This window comes from Ureibacillus massiliensis 4400831 = CIP 108448 = CCUG 49529, from assembly GCF_000772965.1.
In the GTDB taxonomy this organism is placed as follows: domain Bacteria; phylum Bacillota; class Bacilli; order Bacillales_A; family Planococcaceae; genus Ureibacillus; species Ureibacillus massiliensis.
Genome location: NZ_JPVQ01000002.1, coordinates 41,796 through 60,070, shown reverse-complemented (window position 1 = coordinate 60,070; position 18,275 = coordinate 41,796). Strand labels below are relative to the sequence as shown.

Genomic DNA, 18,275 nt, shown 5'->3' with positions numbered 1-18,275 from the left:
GAGTGCTTGTTATGGGGATTGATATTGATATTGCCTTAGAACAATTTATCCGCTTTATGCAACTTGAACGAAATTTTTCCGTTCATACAGTTAGGGAGTATGTTTATGATTTACAGGATTTTTTAACATTTTGTAAATCAGAGGGTATAACGAACCTAGATGAAGTGGAATATTTGCATGCACGATTATATGTAACTAAATTATATGATGAGAAAAAAGCAAGAACCTCCATATCAAGAAAAATTTCCTCCATCAGATCTTTTTTCCGCTATTTAAATCGTGAGTATCGGTTGGATGACGCACCTTTTTCTTCGCTTTATCATCCTAAAAAAGAAAAAAGATTACCTAACTTTTTTTACGAGGAAGAACTGGCGAAATTATTTGAAGCCAATGTAGGTGAAGATTTAAAATCGATTCGTAATACTGCTCTACTGGAGTTGCTATATGCCACAGGGATTCGTGTTAGTGAACTTACATCCATAGAAATAAGTGATATTGATTTAAATTATTCAATTTTAAGAGTAATGGGTAAAGGAAGAAAGGAGCGGATTGTGCCTTTTGGGCAATATGCTCATGACGCAATAATAAGATATGTAGAAGAGGCTCGTCCAAAATTAATGAAAAATAAGAAGCATGACCGTTTATTTGTAAATTTACGAGGTGAAGGTCTTACAGCTGGCGGAGTTCGTTTTATTTTAAAGGAAATGATAGATCAGGCATCTTTAAAAACAAAAATCTATCCGCATATGTTAAGACACACATTTGCCACTCATCTATTAAATAACGGTGCAGATTTACGAACAGTGCAGGAATTATTAGGACATACTAGTTTGTCATCAACACAGGTATATACGCATGTGACAAAAGAACACCTTCGAAATACTTATATGAATGCTCATCCAAGAGCGTAATTTGAGGAGGGATATCATGGGACAATTTCATGCAACTACCATATTTGCGATTCACCATAATGGGAAATGTGCTATGTCAGGTGATGGTCAAGTAACTCTAGGGAATTCAGTAGTAATGAAACATACTGCTCGAAAAGTGAGAAGACTATACCAAGGTAAAGTATTAGCTGGATTTGCTGGATCTGTTGCAGATGCATTTACATTATTTGAAATGTTTGAAGCAAAGTTAAATGAGTACAACGGAAATTTACAAAGAGCTGCTGTTGAAGTTGCAAAACAATGGCGCGGTGATAAAATGCTTCGCCAATTAGAAGCGTTATTACTAGTAATGGATAAATCTACCCTCTTATTAGTCTCAGGAACTGGTGAAGTAATCGAGCCAGATGATGGCATCTTAGCTATTGGATCTGGTGGAAATTATGCATTGGCAGCTGGTCGAGCATTGAAGAGTCATGCAGGAGATCAATTAACTGCTAAAGAAATAGCGGAAGCAGCATTAAAAGTCGCTGCTGACATTTGTGTGTATACTAATCATAACATTATCGTGGAGGCGCTAGAAGAATGAATGAACAAAATTTAACGCCAAGACAAATAACAGAGCATTTAAATCGTTTTATAGTTGGACAAACTGATGCTAAACGAGCAGTTGCTATTGCATTACGCAATCGTTTTAGACGTTCTTTATTAAGTGACGAGATGAAGAATGAGATTATTCCGAAAAATATTTTAATGATTGGTCCTACAGGTGTTGGTAAGACAGAAATTGCTCGCCGTATTGCAAAGTTAACAAATGCACCGTTCGTAAAGGTAGAAGCGACAAAGTTTACAGAGGTTGGATATGTTGGACGTGATGTTGAATCAATGGTTCGAGATCTTGTTGAAGCTTCCAGAAGACTAGTAAAAGACGAAATGATGGAAGGTGTGAAAGGTCAAGCAGAGACCTTAGCAAATGAGGCTATTGTTAAATTATTAGCACCTTCAAAGAAAAAGGGCAAAACGACACAAAACCCATTTGAAATGCTTTTTGGAGGTCAAAAAGCTGAAAAAACTCAAGAGGAAATCGATCAAGATGAGGTAGAAGTCCGTTCAAAACGAACTCAAATAGCGGAAGACTTGAAAGCTGGAAAATTAGAAGAAGATTGGGTAGTTATTGAAGTTACTGAGCAAAATAACGCTTTCTTTGATGTAATGCCAGGTATGGGTCTTGATATGAGTTCTTCAGGAATGCAGGATATGCTATCAAATCTTATGCCGAAAAAGAAGAAGAAAAGAAAAATGAAAGTAAAAGATGCAAGAAGAGTGTTAACGATTGAAGAGGCGAACAAGTTAATCGATTCAGATGAACTAAACTCAGAAGCAATTTTACGGGCAGAGCAATCAGGTATTATCTTCATTGATGAAATTGATAAAATTGCTAGTCGCTCATCTTCTTCTACGGCTGATGTATCTCGAGAAGGTGTTCAAAGAGATATTCTACCTATTGTCGAAGGTTCTACTATCACGACAAAATATGGTCCAGTGAAAACTGACTTTATTTTGTTTATTGCAGCAGGGGCATTCCATATGTCAAAACCGAGTGATTTAATTCCTGAATTGCAAGGGCGTTTTCCAATTCGTGTCGAGCTTGAAAAGTTAACGAAAGAAGATTTTGTTCGTATTTTAAAAGAACCAGATCAATCGTTGATATTACAATATAAGGCGTTGTTGGAAACGGAAGGGGTTTCCATTGAATTTACTGACGATGCAATTGAACGAATTTCCGAAATCGCTATAGATGTAAATCAAGAAACAGATAATATCGGTGCAAGAAGATTGCACACAATTTTGGAACGCTTACTAGAAGAATTATCATTTGAAGCTTCAGAAATAGCACCAGCACATATTGAAATTACACCTGCCTATGTTGATAAGAAATTAGGGGAAATTTCAAAAAATAAAGATCTATCACAATTTATCTTATAAAAGTTAAAACATTGTAAAAAAATAATTATAGAAACCTTTAGGAGGAACTATCCAATGAATTTATTAAGTAAAACACGTAAAATTAACTCCATGCTACAGGCATCAGCAGGTAAACCAGTTAATTTTAAAGAAATGGCAGATACGCTTGGTGATATAATCGACTGTAACGTTTTTATAGTAAGTAGAAAAGGTAAGCTCTTAGGACTTTCAATTCATCAAACGATTGAAAATGAACGTATTAAAAAAATGTTTGAGGAACGTCAATTTCCAGAAGAATATACAAATAACTTATTTAATATAACAGAATCATCTCCAAATATCGGTATCGATAGCGAATATACTGTTTTCCCAGTAGAAAATAAAGAACTATTCCAGCATGGATTAACAACGATTGTTCCTATTATCGGTGGAGGAGAACGTCTTGGTACATTAATCTTAGCTCGTTTATCAGATCAATTCGAAGATGACGATCTAATTTTAGGTGAGTACGGTGCAACTGTTGTTGGTATGGAAATCTTACGTGAAAAAGCGGAAGAAATTGAAGAAGAAGCGCGTAGTAAAGCAGTAGTTCAAATGGCTATCAATTCTTTATCTTATAGTGAATTAGAAGCAATTGAGCATATCTTTGAAGAATTAGATGGCTATGAAGGTTTATTAGTCGCTTCAAAAATAGCTGATCGAGTAGGTATTACACGTTCTGTAATTGTAAATGCACTTCGTAAACTTGAATCAGCAGGTGTTATTGAATCACGTTCACTTGGAATGAAGGGAACTTACATTAAAGTACTAAATGACAAGTTCTTAACTGCATTGGCAGAAATTAAAATGAAATAAGAATATAATAAGTAAGGTTTCATCTGGAAGATGAAACCTTTTTTATTACATAAATAATACATAGGTGTTAAACACTGATATCTTTTTATTTCAAACAAATATATTATAATAATATTTAGATTTAGAGATGTCCCGGTTTCAAAATGTCGAAATTAGGAATCTAGTAAGAAATAAATGAATAAAAATTGAAAAAAAGTTGAAAAATTAGTGCAATTAGCCTATTAAAAAGTGACAAAAGGCAATAGACACATATGTTTAACTTATTTAAAATTGTATTTATGGATGTCATCAAAAAGTAATATTATTAAAAGGGGTGAAAAGTTTGAGTTTATTTGGAGGAACAATCAGCAGTTTAGAAAAAGGACTCAATTATGCTTCTTTGAAAAATAAGGCAATTGCTCAAAATATTGCAAATGTCGACACACCAAATTATAAAGCTAAAGATGTCAGCTTCAAACAAGTGCTGGCAGAGGAACAAGGAACGACAATTTCTGCAAATCGTACAAACACGAGACATTATGATTTTAAAATAGCTCAATCAAATTCTAAAGTATTTAATTACGAGAATTTCAGATATAGACATAACGGAAATGGTGTAGATATGGATGCTGAACAAGCCAGCTTAGCAGAAAATACAATCTACTATAATGCGTTGATTGATCGAATTAGTGGGAAATTGAACACATTAAACACTGTCATTAAAGGAGGTCGTTAGTCATGTCGATTTTTAAAAGTATGAATATAACAGCATCTGCTTTAACAGCTCAACGTTTAAGAATGGATGTAGTCTCGTCAAATATCGCAAATGTCGACACAACTCGCGCAAGACAAGTCAATGGAGAATGGGAGCCTTATAGAAGGAAGTCAGTTTCTTTATCTAGTGACGAAGGAAGATTTTCAAATTTTTTAAATGTAGCGATGGGGAAAAATGGAACGGGTGAAGGTGTTAAAGTAACAGCTATTAACGATGATACTGAAACACCTTTTAAACTTGTTTATGACCCAACACATCCCGATGCAAATGAAGACGGATATGTTGAAATGCCAAATGTCGATTTATTAAAAGAGATGGTTGACCTAATGTCTGCAACAAGATCATATGAGGCAAACGTTACAGTTTTTAATGCAAATAAATCAATGCTTACAAAAGCTTTAGAGATTGGCAAATAACATATAGGAATGGTGATTCATAAATGGCTATAAACTCAGTATCTTTAATGGCACCAACTCAAGTAACAAATCAAGCTACTAAATTATCAACACCATATGAAGCGCAGCAAAATTTCTCTAACTTATTAAAAGATGCGATTTCATCTGTAAACAATCAACAAATGGAATCAGATGTATTAACTCAGAAGTTAATTAGTGGACAAGATGTGGAATTACATGAAGTAATGATTGCTGCTCAAAAAGCAAGTATTACATTGAATGCAACTATGGAAGTTCGTAATAAAGTAATCGATGCATACCAGGAGATTATGCGTATGTCAATATAATCTAACGGTTACAATCGAATATAAATTGTTGGTGTATTCAAAAGTACCGGAGGACTCATAATGAATGAACGATTGACAAAAGTGAAAACAGACTCGACACAATTTTGGAAGAGTCGAACGAAAAAACAAAAAGGCGCAATCATCGGGACACTATTAGGTGTCATCGCATTAGCTGGAATTATAACATATTTCTTTACACGTACTACAATGGTGCCTCTATTTACAGAACTTTCTGCCTCTGAAACAGGTCAAATAGCAGAGGTGTTAAATACTCAAGGTGTTACATATGAGATTGCGCCTGGAGGTACAAATATTTTAGTACCAGAAGACCAAGTTGATACTTTAAAAGTATCTTTGGCTTCACAAGGTTATCCGGAAACTGGTGAAATTAATAATTCATTTTTCACTTCAAACGCTGGTTTTGGTATGACTGATAATGAATTTGATGTCATTAAAAAAGCTGCAACAGAAACTGAACTCGAAAATTTAATTAAACAAATTGATGGTGTTAAAAGTGCAAATGTGATGCTTGCAATACCAGAGCAAGGAGTTTTCTTAAACGATGCAGCACAAGAAGCAACTGCTTCAGTAATTTTAAATACAGAACCAGGACATCAGTTTTCAGATGAACAAATAAAAACACTTTATAATCTTGTGTCAAAAAGTATTCCGAATTTAAGTACAGATAATATTACCATTTCAAATCAATTCTCTGAGTACTACGATTTAGAATCAGCATCAACAGGTTCAGGTTCAATTGACTCTGTTGCAGGTCAAATGGAAGTGAAAAAGACGATTGAACGAGATTTGCAAAGACAAGTTCAGCAAATGCTCGGTACTTTAATGGGGAACGATAAAGTTGTAGTGTCTGTGACAACTGATATTGACTTTAAGCAGGAAAATCGCCAAGAAAATTTAGTACAGCCTGTAGATGAAGAAAATATGTCAGGAATTGAAATTAGTGCACAACGTATTACTGAATCCTATACTGGTTCAGGTGCAGCAAATGGAACGCCTGAAGCAGGAAATGTAACAGATAATTTCACAGATTATGCTGAAGGAACAACAGACAATGGTGAATATGAACGTATAGAAGAAACAATAAACTCTGATGTAAATCGAATTACAAAAGATATTCAAGAAAGTCCATACAAAATCAGAGATATTGGAATTCAAGTTATGGTTGAGCCACCTGTTCCTGACGATGCAGCTTCATTATCAGAGGGCGTTAGAGACGATATCGAGCAAATACTTGCGACGATCGTTAGAACTTCAATAGATAAAGAGGCAGCGGGTGAGCTAACAGCACAACAAATTGAGGATAAAGTGGTAGTTTCAGTTCAACCATTCTTAGGAAATGATACTACTGGCCTTGAGGAACAATCACCTGCTATTCCATGGTGGGTATGGGTTATCGGCGGAATTCTTGTTGTAGTAATTGTATTACTCGTAGTGATGTTGTTAGTTGGCAGAAGACGTAAACAAGAAGAACAAGAATTTGAAGTAATTGAAGAACAAAGAAGAGACTTGTTAGTAGAAGATATAAATGATGAAAAAGAAACAGAAAGTACCGTTCGCCGTAAACAGCTTGAAAAAATGGCGAAAGAAAAACCAGAAGACTTTGCAAAATTATTACGAAGTTGGATTACTGAAGATTAATGGGAGGGTTTAGCCGTGTCAAAAAAGGATAAAGAATTGTCTGGCAAACAAAAAGCTGCTCTTCTATTAATTTCGCTTGGACCTGAAGTATCTGCTTCAGTTTATAAACATTTGAATGAAGAAGAGATTGAACGATTAACGCTAGAAATTTCTGGTGTGAAAAAAGTGGAACCAGGTGTAAAAGAAGACATAATAGAAGAATTCCATAATATCGCTTTAGCCCAAGATTATATCTCACAGGGCGGGATCGGATATGCGAAAACGGTATTGGAAAAAGCGTTGGGACACGACCAAGCACAAGCAATTATTAATCGTTTAACTTCTTCGTTACAGGTGAGACCATTTGACTTTGCAAGAAAGGCAGATCCGTCACAAATATTTAACTTTATTCAAAATGAGCATCCACAAACAATCGCTCTAATACTGTCTTATTTGGATCCAGCTCAGGCGGGAGTTATTTTATCGTCTTTACCGCAGGAAGTCCAAGCGGATATCGCAAAACGAATTGCTATGATGGATTCAACTTCACCTGAGGTTATTAGCGAAATAGAATCTGTACTTGAGCGTAAATTATCTTCTACGGTGACACAGGATTATACAGAAACTGGTGGTATTGATGCAGTTGTTGAAGTACTTAACGGCGTAGATCGTCAAACGGAAAAAACAATTTTAGATGCACTTGAGATTCAAGATCCTGAATTAGCTGAAGAAATTAAAAAACGTATGTTTGTATTCGAAGATATCGTTACATTGGACAATCGTTCTATTCAAAGAGTTATCCGTGATTGTGAAAATGAGGATCTATTACTTTCAATGAAAGTATGTAGTGATGAGGTAAAAGAAATTATTTTCCGCAATATGTCTCAGCGTATGGCAGATACATTCAAAGAGGAAATGGAAATTATGGGTCCTGTACGACTGCGGGATGTTGAAGATGCGCAAACAAGAATTGTTGCGATTATCCGTCGTTTAGAAGATGCTGGTGAAATCATCATCGCTCGTGGTGGAGGAGATGACGTCATTGTCTAGAATTATCCGTTCAATAAGTTCAACACCGCCAGAGGATAAACAGATAGAAATTCAAATCCGTGATCTTTTTACTGCACAATTTGACGAAAATGCTATAGAACAGCAAGAACCAACAGTTGAAGAATTGTTTAAAGCTCAAACAAAGAAATTAACAGACGAAAAAAATCAATTTCTTGCTGAAAAAGAAGAATTTGAACAATATCGAAATAATCAACTTGAAGAACTAAATCATTTAAGAAAGCTTTGGGAAGAGGAAAAAATCGTACTTCAAAAGACAGCCTATGATGAGGGATTTCAAGAAGGTTATGAAGAAGGTATCAAAAAGGCCAATGCTGATATGCAGCAAGCTCTCAAAATTGCAAATCAAACAATTGAAGATTCAAAGGAAAATGCGAAGAGATATATCGAAGATCAAGAAGCAGTTATTTTAGAGTTAGCATTGACTACTGCTGAACGAATTATAGCTACAACCTTAGATCGTAATGACGAGACTTTCCTTTCTATTGTTAAGCGTGGTTTAAAAGAAGCGAGAGAAATGAAAGAAATAAAACTTTATGTTTCTCCAAAATATCATCGATTGGTATCGAGCAATCGTGATGAATTAGTTGAAATTTTCCCAACGGATGTACCGTTCTTTATATTTGTACTCGAAGAACTAGCAGATACGGAATGCTATATCGAAACGAATCATGGACGAATTGTTGTATCGATAGATGAACAATTGCATGAGCTTAGAATGAAGTTAAGTGAAATTTTAGAGAGTAAGGAATGATTGGATGCGAGCGTCTCAATTAATTGACCAAATCCCCAATATATCAACTTTTAAAAAGTTCGGTAAGGTTACAAGAGTTGTTGGCTTAATGATTGAGTCACAAGGTCCAGATAGTTCCATAGGTGACGTTTGTAAAATACACGTTCATTCTCCTAAAAATGGACATCAAATCATACTAGCAGAAGTTGTAGGTTTTAAAGATGAATTTGTAGTTTTAATGCCCTTCACTTCTATTCGTGAAATTTCAATAGGCTGTTTAGTTGAAGGTACAGGTAGACCATTAGAAATAAAAGTCGGGCCAGAGTTAATAGGTAAAGTACTTGATTCAATGGGAAATCCATTTGATGGCTCTGTCTTGCCAAGGGGATTAGTAACTGTTCAGACTGAAAAAGAACCTCCTAATCCTCTTACAAGACCACCTATAAATGAACAACTTGAAGTTGGTGTAAAAGCAATAGATGGTATGTTAACAGTTGGAACGGGACAACGTGTAGGTATTTTTGCTGGTTCCGGTGTTGGGAAAAGTACATTATTAGGTATGATTGCAAGGAATACAAGAGCTGATTTAAATGTTATTGCATTAATAGGTGAACGTGGACGTGAAGTTCGAGAGTTTATCGAAAGAGATTTAGGTGAAGAAGGTTTAAGTCGTTCGATTGTTGTTGCTGCTACGGGTGACCAACCGGCACTTATGCGTATAAAAGGTGCTTTTACTGCAACAGCAATCGCTGAATATTTTAGAGACCGTGGATTAAATGTCATGTTGATGATGGACTCTGTTACTCGAGTTGCAATGGCACAGCGTGAAATTGGACTAGCAACAGGTGAACCGCCTGCACAAAAAGGGTATACACCGTCTGTGTTTTCAATTTTGCCAAAGCTATTAGAACGAACTGGTACAAATCTAAAAGGTACCATTACTGCCTTTTATACCGTATTAGTTGATGGTGATGATATGAATGAGCCAATAGCCGATACAGTAAGAGGGATTTTGGATGGTCACATTGTGTTAGATCGGACACTCGCTAATAAAGGACAATATCCTGCGATTAATGTATTAAAGAGTATCAGTCGCTTAATGAACCATATATCAACTGATGAGCATGTAAAAGCAGCAGAACGTCTACGCGATCTTTACTATACATACTCAAAGTCAGAGGACTTGATTAATATTGGTGCATATAAAAAAGGCACTTCAAAAGAAATAGATGAGGCGATTTATTACGAACCACTGATTACAAAATTCTTAAAACAGGGCTATAAAGATAAAGTCACATTGGATGAAACTGTGAAGGAACTTATAGCATTGTCGAATGGTGGTGGCAAATAATGCTTCAATATCAGTATCGATTTGAAAAAGTATTAACAATCCGAGAACAAGAAAAACAACAAACCGAGATGGCGTATAAACAAGCTGTCAATTCTTTTGAAGAAGTTGCAACGAAATTATATGAATTATTGAAAAAGAAAGAAGAATTAATAGAATTTCAAAATGACAAATTAAAAATTGGAGCAACAATTGATGAAATTCATCATTATGCAAAATTCCTTGGTAGTCTTGAACATTCTATAACTGATATGCAACAAAAGGTTATTCAGGCAAGAACAAAAATGAATTGGCACGAACAAAAATTAGTTGAAAAAAACTTGGAAGTACGTAAGTTTGAAAAAATGCGGGAAAAAGACTTCGAAGCATATAAAGAAGAGCAAGATAAGTTAGAAATGCTTAGACTTGATGAAATTTCTTTACTTATGTACAACAAGAAAGAAATCAGGTGATCCTATGACAAGGCCAAATTATCAAGAGAACAATATTGAAGAAGTAAAATCACCGGGTGTTTTTCAAAAGATTTTCTTTTGGTTTCTAATACCATTAATGTTTGTTATCGCGGTGCTACTAGTCATTGCAACGATTACAAATACAAACATCTTCGAGAAAACAAAAGAATTAACTGGTAATTTACCATTTGTTCCATCACAGCAAGAAACAAGTAAGCCAATTCAAGAATTTGATGAAAAAATTGTGGAGTTACAAGCACAAATAGAGCAAAAAGAAGCTGAGATTGCCCAGCTCCAATCACAACTTGAAAGTGAAAAATCAAAAACTGAAGAAGCGGCTATCCTTCAAGAAGAACTAGAATATGAAATTGACCGCATACAGAGGGAACAAGATACTGCAAAGAAAGAGTTTACTGAAATCGTATCTGCCTTCGAAAAAATGTCTGCGAAAGAAGCTGCTCCAATTCTAGTAGCAATGAGTCAAGATGAGGCTGTACGTATTTTATCAAGTTTAAAATCTGATACTTTATCAGAAGTTCTTTCCAAGATGAATCCAACAGATGCTGCAAAGTTCACAGAGTTGCTATCAAGATAACAAAAAAACATCTTCTTGGAAGGAGGTGAAAATATGAATTTAGGAATCATGCAATTAACATCGATGAGTCAAACAATTTCAACTGGACAAACATCAACAAAAGCTACGACAGCAAATACTTCGAAAGCACTTGGAGAAACTAGCGGTAAATTTGGTGAAGTTTTCAGTAAAATTGTAGCAAGCCAAAATAATACAACTAAAACTGATACTGCAAAGGAAGAAACAGTTGATGTAGAGGCATTAAATAATCTACTAGACTCAGAGTCAATTGAAGAAGTGTTAGATTTACTTGGTATTTCACATGATGAAGGGTTTCTTACGATTCAAGTCGATGGGGAAGGGCAAATGAAATCTATCGATGAATCGATGAATTTAGAAGATTTACTGTCTTTATTAAATATGGATAGTGAAGAGCTATCAAAAATGATGGAAAACCTTTTAGATACTGAGAACATTGAACTGAATAATATTTGGCAATTTGTCCAAATGGTAAATGAACAAGCTCCAAATATAATAAGTCAGCTTGCAACTGCCCTACAAGGTGAACATAAAGTTACACCAAAAGAAGCGGAACAACTTATTCAATTTTTAAAGCTTGCACAAATTGTTGGTAAGAATGGAGATTTAATGGGTGACCAACCTCTTCAATTACTGAATTTAAAAGATGTAATAAAAATGGTAGTTGAACAGGTACATAAGTCTACAAAAGAGGACTTGGTATCTTCTACAGACTCAACAACAAAGCAAATTGCGACAGTTACAACTCAAACAGTTCAAAGTGCAGTATCAAATAACAGTGTTACTCAGAGCTCTCAGCAGCAAGTAGTGAAGCAAACAGAAAACACAACGGAAACTATGCAAACACCTATATCAACCCAGCAAACAACAAATACAAGTGTGAAAACTTTTACAATCACACTTCCAGTAGAAAAGAATGCTCAGGGAGAAGCGTTAGTTAAAGAAATTCAATATTTAATGAATCGTAGTCAATTGTCGAATACACAAGGTACAATGAAGCTTTTGTTGAAACTTTATCCTGAAAATTTAGGCTCTATTCGAATTGAAATTATGCAACAAGATGGTGTTCTATCTGCAAGATTGCTTGCAACAACGCAGGCGGCAAAAGAATTACTTGATGGTCAGTTGCATCAATTAAAATCTGCATTTGCACACGCAAATATTCAAATGGATCGAATCGATATAGCACAAAGTTTACAGGAAACTGATCGTAACTTCCGTGATCAAAGCATGTTCAGTAATATGTTTAGGCAACAGCAAGAACAAGAAAATGAAAACCAAGATGAACATGATGAAGATGAGGAAAGTTTAAGCTTTAAAGATTATTTGATCAACGAGGAGGTGTAGCAGATGGCAAATACAAATCCGATTTCCAACGATTATTACTTGTCTAATAGAACGACTACTAAACAAACTGGGAGTAATTCATTAGGGAAAGATGCCTTCTTACAGCTATTGGTAACGCAATTACAACATCAAGACCCTACTCAACCAATGGATAATACTGAATATATTGCTCAATTAGCTCAGTTTAGTTCATTAGAGCAAATGCAAAATATGACGAAAGCTATTGAAAACTTACTAGATTCACAGCATCAATCACAGCTGATGGATTATACAACGTTCATTGGAAAAGAGATACAATGGCATGAATTAACAGAGGAAGTCGATGAAGAGGGTAACCTCATTGTAAATGAAGGAACGGGTGTCATTGAACAATTAAAATTCATTGATGGTGAACCTTATTTCGTACTTAAGGATGGAAAAGAAATTACACCAGGACATATTTCATCTATCTTTAATAGACCGTCAACAGTAGAGCCTACCGAAAATCCATTAGTTGAAGCTAGTAAATTAATAGGGCGAAAGGTTCGATATGAGGAAGATGGAGAATGGGTTCAATCGATAATCGATTCTGTAAAAACTAACAATTCAGTGATTGAATTTATTTTGCAAAACGAAAAGGTTTTAAAGAAGGATCAATTCGAACTAATAAGTGAATAGGCTGGTGAAAGCACATGCATAGAATACAAATTCAGCACGTGCCATTGCAACCGCTATTACAACCACAAAAAAGTCTAAAAACAAATACGATTCAAACAAAACAGTCATTCCTTGAACATTTGCAAGAGGCAACAAATAGCCAAGAACTAAAAATTAGTAAACATGCAAATGAACGGTTAATCGAGCGCAACATAAGCATTTCAGATGAAGAATGGCAAGTGGTAACGGATAAAGTATTTGAAGCACGTTCAAAAGGAGTCAATCAACCTTTAGTATTGATGGAGCAAGCCGCGTTGATTGTAAGTGCTAAAAATGCAACGGTAATTACAGCGATGGAACGCACTGAAGCAAAAAATCAATTATTTACAAACATTGATGGCACAATCGTGCTATGATAGGCAGGACCTGAAAAGGATGCCTAAAGCTCGCCGACTGATAGACGCGAGACACTCATATAAAAATTGAAGGGAGAACGATACAATGTTACGTTCTATGTACTCTGGTATTTCAGGTTTAAAAAACTTCCAAACAAAACTTGACGTAATTGGGAATAACATCTCAAACGTGAACACTTATGGCTTCAAAAAAGGTCGTGTAGTATTTAAGGATTTAATCTCACAAACAACTGCAGGTGCATCAGCTTCGACTGAAACTCGTGGGGGTGTAAATCCAAAACAAGTAGGTCTAGGTTCTCAAATTGCTGCAATTGACACAATTCACTCTACAGGATCATTACAAACAACAGCTCGTACTCTTGACTTAGCGATTTCTGGTGATGGCTTCTTCCAAGTCGCAGATAGTACAGAAGGAAAAGCAGGATTTACTAATACGCAATATACACGCGCAGGAAACTTTTACATGGATCGAGATGGTTATGTAGTCAATTCTGACGGTAAATATCTCGTTGGTTATGATGCAACACTTACATCAGCTACTGTTCCAATTATGGGGTTAACTACAGAAACTCTTACATTTAATAACCAATCATTTACATTGTTAGTGAATGAAGATGGTGAGTATGTTACTGATGGGGCAACTATTAACCCAGATGATGTAGATGAAGCTGCTGACTTAGATGGAGCTCTTGTTATTGTCGATGGCAAACTTCAATCTTATGATGACGCTGACGGTTTTACGCAAATACAAGCAGATTACGAAGACGAAAATGGTGATGCACAATTAGTAGACATCGAGATTGATTCATCTACAGGTAAGCTTTTTGTAACGATTGATAATGCTCGATATGAAGTCACTGGTGAAAATACTCTAGTTGATGAAGATGGTAATGTTGTTGACTTTACAGCGGATGACAGTCCTATCACAAGCTTTACTGCTGATATATTTGATACTATCGAGGAAACATTAATCCAAACAGGTACAGGTACAGTTTATACAACAACATTAACTGAAGCTTTAAGACCTATCCAAATTCCAACAACTGCACAAAGTATGTCGATTGCTCAAGATGGTACAATTAACTTTGTTGATGAAAACGGGAAATTACAAGTGGCAGGACAAATCCAGTTAGCAAAATTCCCAAATACAGGTGGACTTGAAAAAGCAGGTAGTAACTATTACAAAGAAACGTCTAACTCAGGTCAACCAGTAGTTGGTACTGCTACAGAGAATGGTATTGGTTCGATCGAAGCTGGTTTCTTAGAAATGTCCAATGTTGACTTATCTGAAGAATTTACTGAAATGATTGTTACTCAACGTGGTTTCCAAGCCAACTCTCGTATTATTACAACATCTGATGAAATTCTTCAAGAGCTTGTAAACTTAAAACGTTAATCCTAGTAAACTAGCAATGTTATTTTAATGGCTAAATAGAATACTTAAATATAATTAATATCTCATTGCAAAGGAGGGTCGGGCCGGCTCTCACTGACCCGGCCCTATTTCAATGATAGAACTTACTCGATTAAACGGAAAACCATTCTCCATCAACGCTATATACATAGAAACAGTGGAATCATTTCCTGATACAACAATTACGCTTACAACTGGGCGCAAATTTATTGTTTTAGAAAGTGCAAAAGAGGTGCGTCAAAAAATAACAAGTTTTTATCGTGATATCCAAATACTATCAAACCCGCATCTACGAGGTGATGAAGATGAAGAATAACAATAGTAATAAATTGCTAACCGTAATGCTGATTATTTTAGTAACAATTACGCTAATAGGTGTTGTAATTTTTGTATTATTAACGCAATTTAATAATCAAAAAGCTGCAACTGGAGAACCTACGATTGATGAGATTTTAGAAGCATCAATCGATGTTCCTGAAATGACAACGAATTTAGCAGATGATAGTTTTGTTCGTTTGCAATTAAAAATTCAGACGGACAGTAAAAAAGCTGCTGAAGAGTTAACGAAGCGAGATTTCCAAATTAAAGATATCATTATACAAGAGCTCTCTGAGTTAACGGAAGAGGATTTACAAGGAAAGCAAGGGAAAATCTTTTTACAATCCACTATAAAAACACAATTAAACGAATTGATGCAAGTAGGTACAGTTGAACAAGTCTACATTACCTCCTACATCATTCAGTAATTTGTTCAGTCATGCCGAACAATGTAAATCATCTTGAAATGGAGGTGGGTAAATGGCAGGCGATGTATTATCCCAATCAGAGATAGATGCACTACTCTCTGCAATTTCAACTGGGGAAATGTCAGCAGATGAAATGAAAAAAGAAGAAGAAACGAAAAAAATTAAAACCTATGATTTTAAGCGTGCACTTCGATTTTCAAAGGATCAAATTCGAAGCTTAACGAGAATTCATGAAAATTTTGCTCGTCTTCTGACAACATTTTTCTCTGCTCAATTGAGAACCTATGTTCAAATAAATGTTGCTTCCGTTGACCAAATTCCTTTTGAAGAGTTTGTACGATCGATTCCCAATATGACATTAATAAATATATTTGAAGTACCACCATTAGATGGTAATATTTTAATGGAAATCAATCCGAATATTGCCTATTCGATGATGGACCGATTAATGGGGGGATCAGGTGCAAGCTATAGTAATGTTGACAACTTAACAGAAATTGAACAAAAAATAATGACCAACTTATTTGAACGTGCTTTTGATAATTTAAGGGAAGCGTGGGACAATATTGCTGAGATCGATCCAATGTTAATCGAGCTAGAAGTAAACCCACAGTTTTTACAGATGATTTCACCTAATGAAACAGTCGTAGTCATTTCCTTAAATACGATTATTGGTGAAACAACGGGTATGATTAATATTTGTATTCCACATGTTGTACTAGAACCGATTATTCATAATTTATCTGTTCAATATTGGATGCAGTCAAATACGAAAGAATCTTCCCCTGAACAGTTAAAAATGTTAGAAACACGTGTCAAGCAAGCTGAACTTGACTTAATTGCCGAACTAGGTGCTACTGATATTACGATAGAAGATTTTCTCTTTATGAATGTGGGAGATGTTATTCAATTAGATAAAAAAATTGATGATCCTCTTATTCTAAAAGTCGGAAATTTACCGAAATTCACAGTACAACCTGGTAAACTAAATAAGAAAATGGCTATACAAATTTTGGACTCTTTGAAAGGAGGAGACGAGGATGAATGATGGAATGCTCTCCCAAGAAGAAATTGAAGCGCTATTAAGAGGCGAATCATTAGAAGAAAACAATAATGAACCTGAATCATCATCAACCGAAGAACTCCGTGTTGAGGATTATCTTAGTCCAATGGAGCAGGATGCACTTGGTGAAGTAGGAAATATCTCTTTCGGTAGTTCTGCTACAGCTTTATCTGCATTACTAGGACAAAAAGTAGATATTACAACACCTGTTGTTTCGATGATCAATCGAAATCGTTTAGAAGAGGAGTTTCCTCAACCGTACGTTGCTGTTCAAGTTGAATATACAATTGGTCTCGTTGGAATGAACCTCCTAGTGATTAAACAAACAGATGCTGCAATCATAGCAGATTTAATGTTAGGTGGGGACGGTTTAAATCCGAAGCCTGAATTAGGTGAAATACAACTGAGTGCAGTGCAAGAAGCAATGAACCAAATGATGGGTTCAGCTGCAACCTCGATGTCAACAATCTTTAATAAAAAAGTGGATATTTCTCCACCTTCAATTGATTTATTAAATTTCCAACAAAATGAAGGTCACGATAATATACCTCAGGAAGATTTATTAGTAAAAGTATCATTTAGATTGAAAATTGGCGAATTAATTGATTCCAACATTATGCAATTATTGCCACTTAATTTTAGTAAAGATATTGTCAAAACATTATTAGGTGAGCCAGGTGCTGAAGTGAATCAACCAGTTGCTGAACAGCCTGCACAAGTTTCAAGTGCACCAGTTCAACAGACACAACAACAAAACACAACACAGCAACCGATGAATCAGCCTGCAACTCAAGAACCGATTCATTCACAACAAGCTGCTGCGACTGTATTTGAAGAGCCGCCGATTTTTTCAACACCACGTTATCAACAGCCGCCACAGCAGAATGTAAATGTTCAGCAGGCACAATTTGCTGCATTTGAGCAGCCAAATATTACACAAAGTGAAGCACGTAACTTAAATATGTTACTTGATATACCTTTGCAAGTAACAGTCGAGCTCGGTCGTACGAAGCATTCGGTAAAAGAAATATTACAACTGTCTACAGGTTCTATTATTGAATTAGATAAACTTGCTGGTGAACCAGTAGATATTTTAGTCAATAATCGTTTAATTGCCAAAGGTGAAGTTGTTGTAATTGATGAAAACTTTGGAGTACGTATAACAGATATTGTAAGCCAAGCGGATCGATTAAATAACTTAAGATAGAGTTTAAATTGGAGGAATCATACTATGTCTAAAAAGATACTAATTGTTGACGATGCTGCATTCATGCGCATGATGATTAAAGATATTTTAACGAAAAATGGATTTGAAGTAGTTGGAGAAGCAGCAGATGGAGCACAAGCTGTTGAACAATATAATGAATTAAAGCCTGATTTAGTAACAATGGATATTACAATGCCAGAAATGGATGGGATTGCTGCGTTAAAAGCGATTAAAGGAACTGATCCAAATGCGATTGTTATTATGTGTTCAGCTATGGGGCAACAGGCAATGGTAATTGATGCAATTCAAGCTGGTGCAAAAGATTTCATCGTTAAACCATTCCAAGCGGATCGAGTAATTGAAGCAATTCAAAAAGCTTTAGGTTGATCTA

General features: G+C 35.4%; 22 protein-coding genes. All 22 read left to right on the top strand.

Going from position 1 to position 18,275, the window contains the following annotated elements; translation table 11 throughout:
* Positions 1-11: 11 nt before the first annotated feature.
* The gene (xerC, locus tag CD30_RS01765) at positions 12-911 is read left to right on the top strand and encodes a tyrosine recombinase XerC (protein WP_036171678.1); all 900 of its coding nucleotides are present in this window, start codon (positions 12-14) and stop codon (positions 909-911) included.
* Between the two features lie 16 nt (positions 912-927).
* Positions 928-1,476 carry an ATP-dependent protease subunit HslV gene (gene hslV / locus CD30_RS01760; protein WP_036171675.1) on the top strand — a complete coding sequence of 183 codons (549 nt, stop codon included), beginning with the start codon at positions 928-930 and terminating at the stop codon, positions 1,474-1,476.
* Complete coding sequence (gene hslU, locus CD30_RS01755) at positions 1,473-2,873, top strand: ATP-dependent protease ATPase subunit HslU (RefSeq protein ID WP_036171672.1); 1,401 nt, start codon at positions 1,473-1,475, stop codon at positions 2,871-2,873. The genes hslV and hslU overlap by 4 nt, the downstream gene beginning before the upstream one ends.
* 54 nt (positions 2,874-2,927) lie before the next feature.
* Positions 2,928-3,707: a GTP-sensing pleiotropic transcriptional regulator CodY gene (codY, locus tag CD30_RS01750; protein WP_036171669.1), complete on the top strand. Its 780-nt coding sequence runs from the start codon at positions 2,928-2,930 to the stop codon at positions 3,705-3,707.
* Between the two features lie 322 nt (positions 3,708-4,029).
* Positions 4,030-4,422, top strand: coding sequence for a flagellar basal body rod protein FlgB (gene flgB, locus CD30_RS01745; RefSeq protein ID WP_036171666.1), 393 nt, complete (start codon positions 4,030-4,032; stop codon positions 4,420-4,422).
* Between the two features lie 2 nt (positions 4,423-4,424).
* Positions 4,425-4,877 carry a flagellar basal body rod protein FlgC gene (gene flgC, locus CD30_RS01740; protein ID WP_036171662.1) on the top strand — a complete coding sequence of 151 codons (453 nt, stop codon included), beginning with the start codon at positions 4,425-4,427 and terminating at the stop codon, positions 4,875-4,877.
* A 23-nt stretch (positions 4,878-4,900) separates the two neighbouring features.
* The gene (fliE, locus tag CD30_RS01735) at positions 4,901-5,203 is read left to right on the top strand and encodes a flagellar hook-basal body complex protein FliE (protein ID WP_036171659.1); all 303 of its coding nucleotides are present in this window, start codon (positions 4,901-4,903) and stop codon (positions 5,201-5,203) included.
* Positions 5,204-5,263: 60 nt separating this feature from the next.
* Positions 5,264-6,862: a flagellar basal-body MS-ring/collar protein FliF gene (gene fliF / locus CD30_RS01730; RefSeq protein ID WP_036171656.1), complete on the top strand. Its 1,599-nt coding sequence runs from the start codon at positions 5,264-5,266 to the stop codon at positions 6,860-6,862.
* A 15-nt stretch (positions 6,863-6,877) separates the two neighbouring features.
* Positions 6,878-7,891 carry a flagellar motor switch protein FliG gene (gene fliG, locus CD30_RS01725; protein ID WP_036171653.1) on the top strand — a complete coding sequence of 338 codons (1,014 nt, stop codon included), beginning with the start codon at positions 6,878-6,880 and terminating at the stop codon, positions 7,889-7,891.
* Positions 7,875-8,663 carry a flagellar assembly protein FliH gene (gene fliH, locus CD30_RS01720; RefSeq protein ID WP_328286115.1) on the top strand — a complete coding sequence of 263 codons (789 nt, stop codon included), beginning with the start codon at positions 7,875-7,877 and terminating at the stop codon, positions 8,661-8,663. The genes fliG and fliH overlap by 17 nt, the downstream gene beginning before the upstream one ends.
* A gap of 4 nt (positions 8,664-8,667) precedes the next feature.
* Positions 8,668-9,993, top strand: a complete 1,326-nt coding sequence (gene fliI / locus CD30_RS01715; RefSeq protein WP_036171648.1) for a flagellar protein export ATPase FliI — start codon at positions 8,668-8,670, stop codon at positions 9,991-9,993.
* Positions 9,993-10,442, top strand: a complete 450-nt coding sequence (gene fliJ, locus CD30_RS01710) for a flagellar export protein FliJ (RefSeq protein ID WP_036171645.1) — start codon at positions 9,993-9,995, stop codon at positions 10,440-10,442. The genes fliI and fliJ overlap by 1 nt, the downstream gene beginning before the upstream one ends.
* Positions 10,443-10,446: 4 nt before the next feature.
* On the top strand, positions 10,447-11,037 hold the full coding sequence (locus CD30_RS01705; protein ID WP_052126012.1) for a MotE family protein: 591 nt from the start codon (positions 10,447-10,449) through the stop codon (positions 11,035-11,037).
* Positions 11,038-11,070: 33 nt separating this feature from the next.
* Positions 11,071-12,402: a flagellar hook-length control protein FliK gene (locus CD30_RS01700; protein ID WP_036171639.1), complete on the top strand. Its 1,332-nt coding sequence runs from the start codon at positions 11,071-11,073 to the stop codon at positions 12,400-12,402.
* Between the two features lie 3 nt (positions 12,403-12,405).
* The gene (gene flgD / locus CD30_RS01695) at positions 12,406-13,059 is read left to right on the top strand and encodes a flagellar hook assembly protein FlgD (protein WP_036171636.1); all 654 of its coding nucleotides are present in this window, start codon (positions 12,406-12,408) and stop codon (positions 13,057-13,059) included.
* 14 nt (positions 13,060-13,073) lie between these two features.
* Positions 13,074-13,454: a TIGR02530 family flagellar biosynthesis protein gene (locus CD30_RS01690; RefSeq protein WP_036171633.1), complete on the top strand. Its 381-nt coding sequence runs from the start codon at positions 13,074-13,076 to the stop codon at positions 13,452-13,454.
* Between the two features lie 85 nt (positions 13,455-13,539).
* The gene (locus CD30_RS01685) at positions 13,540-14,850 is read left to right on the top strand and encodes a flagellar hook-basal body complex protein (RefSeq protein ID WP_036171630.1); all 1,311 of its coding nucleotides are present in this window, start codon (positions 13,540-13,542) and stop codon (positions 14,848-14,850) included.
* A 112-nt stretch (positions 14,851-14,962) separates the two neighbouring features.
* Positions 14,963-15,184, top strand: coding sequence for a flagellar FlbD family protein (locus tag CD30_RS01680; protein WP_036171626.1), 222 nt, complete (start codon positions 14,963-14,965; stop codon positions 15,182-15,184).
* Complete coding sequence (fliL, locus tag CD30_RS01675) at positions 15,174-15,614, top strand: flagellar basal body-associated protein FliL (protein WP_036171623.1); 441 nt, start codon at positions 15,174-15,176, stop codon at positions 15,612-15,614. Before CD30_RS01680 ends, fliL begins: the two co-directional genes overlap by 11 nt.
* A 52-nt stretch (positions 15,615-15,666) precedes the next feature.
* Positions 15,667-16,662 carry a flagellar motor switch protein FliM gene (fliM, locus tag CD30_RS01670; protein WP_036171620.1) on the top strand — a complete coding sequence of 332 codons (996 nt, stop codon included), beginning with the start codon at positions 15,667-15,669 and terminating at the stop codon, positions 16,660-16,662.
* Complete coding sequence (gene fliY / locus CD30_RS01665; RefSeq protein WP_036171617.1) at positions 16,655-17,884, top strand: flagellar motor switch phosphatase FliY; 1,230 nt, start codon at positions 16,655-16,657, stop codon at positions 17,882-17,884. The genes fliM and fliY overlap by 8 nt, the downstream gene beginning before the upstream one ends.
* A gap of 24 nt (positions 17,885-17,908) precedes the next feature.
* A complete protein-coding gene (locus tag CD30_RS01660) occupies positions 17,909-18,271 on the top strand; it encodes a response regulator (protein WP_036171615.1) in 363 nt (120 codons plus the stop codon).
* The last annotated feature ends 4 nt before the right edge of the window (positions 18,272-18,275 follow it).

What these genes read in the sequence shown, in the direction of transcription:
- fliM (WP_036171620.1), top strand. Translation starts at nt 15,667, where the DNA reads ATGGCAGGCGATGTATTATCCCAATCAGAGATAGATGCACTACTCTCT.
- fliF (WP_036171656.1), top strand. Translation starts at nt 5,264, where the DNA reads ATGAATGAACGATTGACAAAAGTGAAAACAGACTCGACACAATTTTGG.
- fliL (WP_036171623.1), top strand. Translation starts at nt 15,174, where the DNA reads ATGAAGAATAACAATAGTAATAAATTGCTAACCGTAATGCTGATTATT.
- fliE (WP_036171659.1), top strand. Translation starts at nt 4,901, where the DNA reads ATGGCTATAAACTCAGTATCTTTAATGGCACCAACTCAAGTAACAAAT.
- CD30_RS01700 (WP_036171639.1), top strand. Translation starts at nt 11,071, where the DNA reads ATGAATTTAGGAATCATGCAATTAACATCGATGAGTCAAACAATTTCA.
- xerC (WP_036171678.1), top strand. Translation starts at nt 12, where the DNA reads ATGGGGATTGATATTGATATTGCCTTAGAACAATTTATCCGCTTTATG.
- fliI (WP_036171648.1), top strand. Translation starts at nt 8,668, where the DNA reads ATGCGAGCGTCTCAATTAATTGACCAAATCCCCAATATATCAACTTTT.
- CD30_RS01705 (WP_052126012.1), top strand. Translation starts at nt 10,447, where the DNA reads ATGACAAGGCCAAATTATCAAGAGAACAATATTGAAGAAGTAAAATCA.
- CD30_RS01660 (WP_036171615.1), top strand. Translation starts at nt 17,909, where the DNA reads ATGTCTAAAAAGATACTAATTGTTGACGATGCTGCATTCATGCGCATG.
- flgD (WP_036171636.1), top strand. Translation starts at nt 12,406, where the DNA reads ATGGCAAATACAAATCCGATTTCCAACGATTATTACTTGTCTAATAGA.
- codY (WP_036171669.1), top strand. Translation starts at nt 2,928, where the DNA reads ATGAATTTATTAAGTAAAACACGTAAAATTAACTCCATGCTACAGGCA.
- CD30_RS01685 (WP_036171630.1), top strand. Translation starts at nt 13,540, where the DNA reads ATGTTACGTTCTATGTACTCTGGTATTTCAGGTTTAAAAAACTTCCAA.
- fliH (WP_328286115.1), top strand. Translation starts at nt 7,875, where the DNA reads ATGACGTCATTGTCTAGAATTATCCGTTCAATAAGTTCAACACCGCCA.
- CD30_RS01690 (WP_036171633.1), top strand. Translation starts at nt 13,074, where the DNA reads ATGCATAGAATACAAATTCAGCACGTGCCATTGCAACCGCTATTACAA.
- fliY (WP_036171617.1), top strand. Translation starts at nt 16,655, where the DNA reads ATGAATGATGGAATGCTCTCCCAAGAAGAAATTGAAGCGCTATTAAGA.
- hslV (WP_036171675.1), top strand. Translation starts at nt 928, where the DNA reads ATGGGACAATTTCATGCAACTACCATATTTGCGATTCACCATAATGGG.
- flgC (WP_036171662.1), top strand. Translation starts at nt 4,425, where the DNA reads ATGTCGATTTTTAAAAGTATGAATATAACAGCATCTGCTTTAACAGCT.
- CD30_RS01680 (WP_036171626.1), top strand. Translation starts at nt 14,963, where the DNA reads ATGATAGAACTTACTCGATTAAACGGAAAACCATTCTCCATCAACGCT.
- fliJ (WP_036171645.1), top strand. Translation starts at nt 9,993, where the DNA reads ATGCTTCAATATCAGTATCGATTTGAAAAAGTATTAACAATCCGAGAA.
- hslU (WP_036171672.1), top strand. Translation starts at nt 1,473, where the DNA reads ATGAATGAACAAAATTTAACGCCAAGACAAATAACAGAGCATTTAAAT.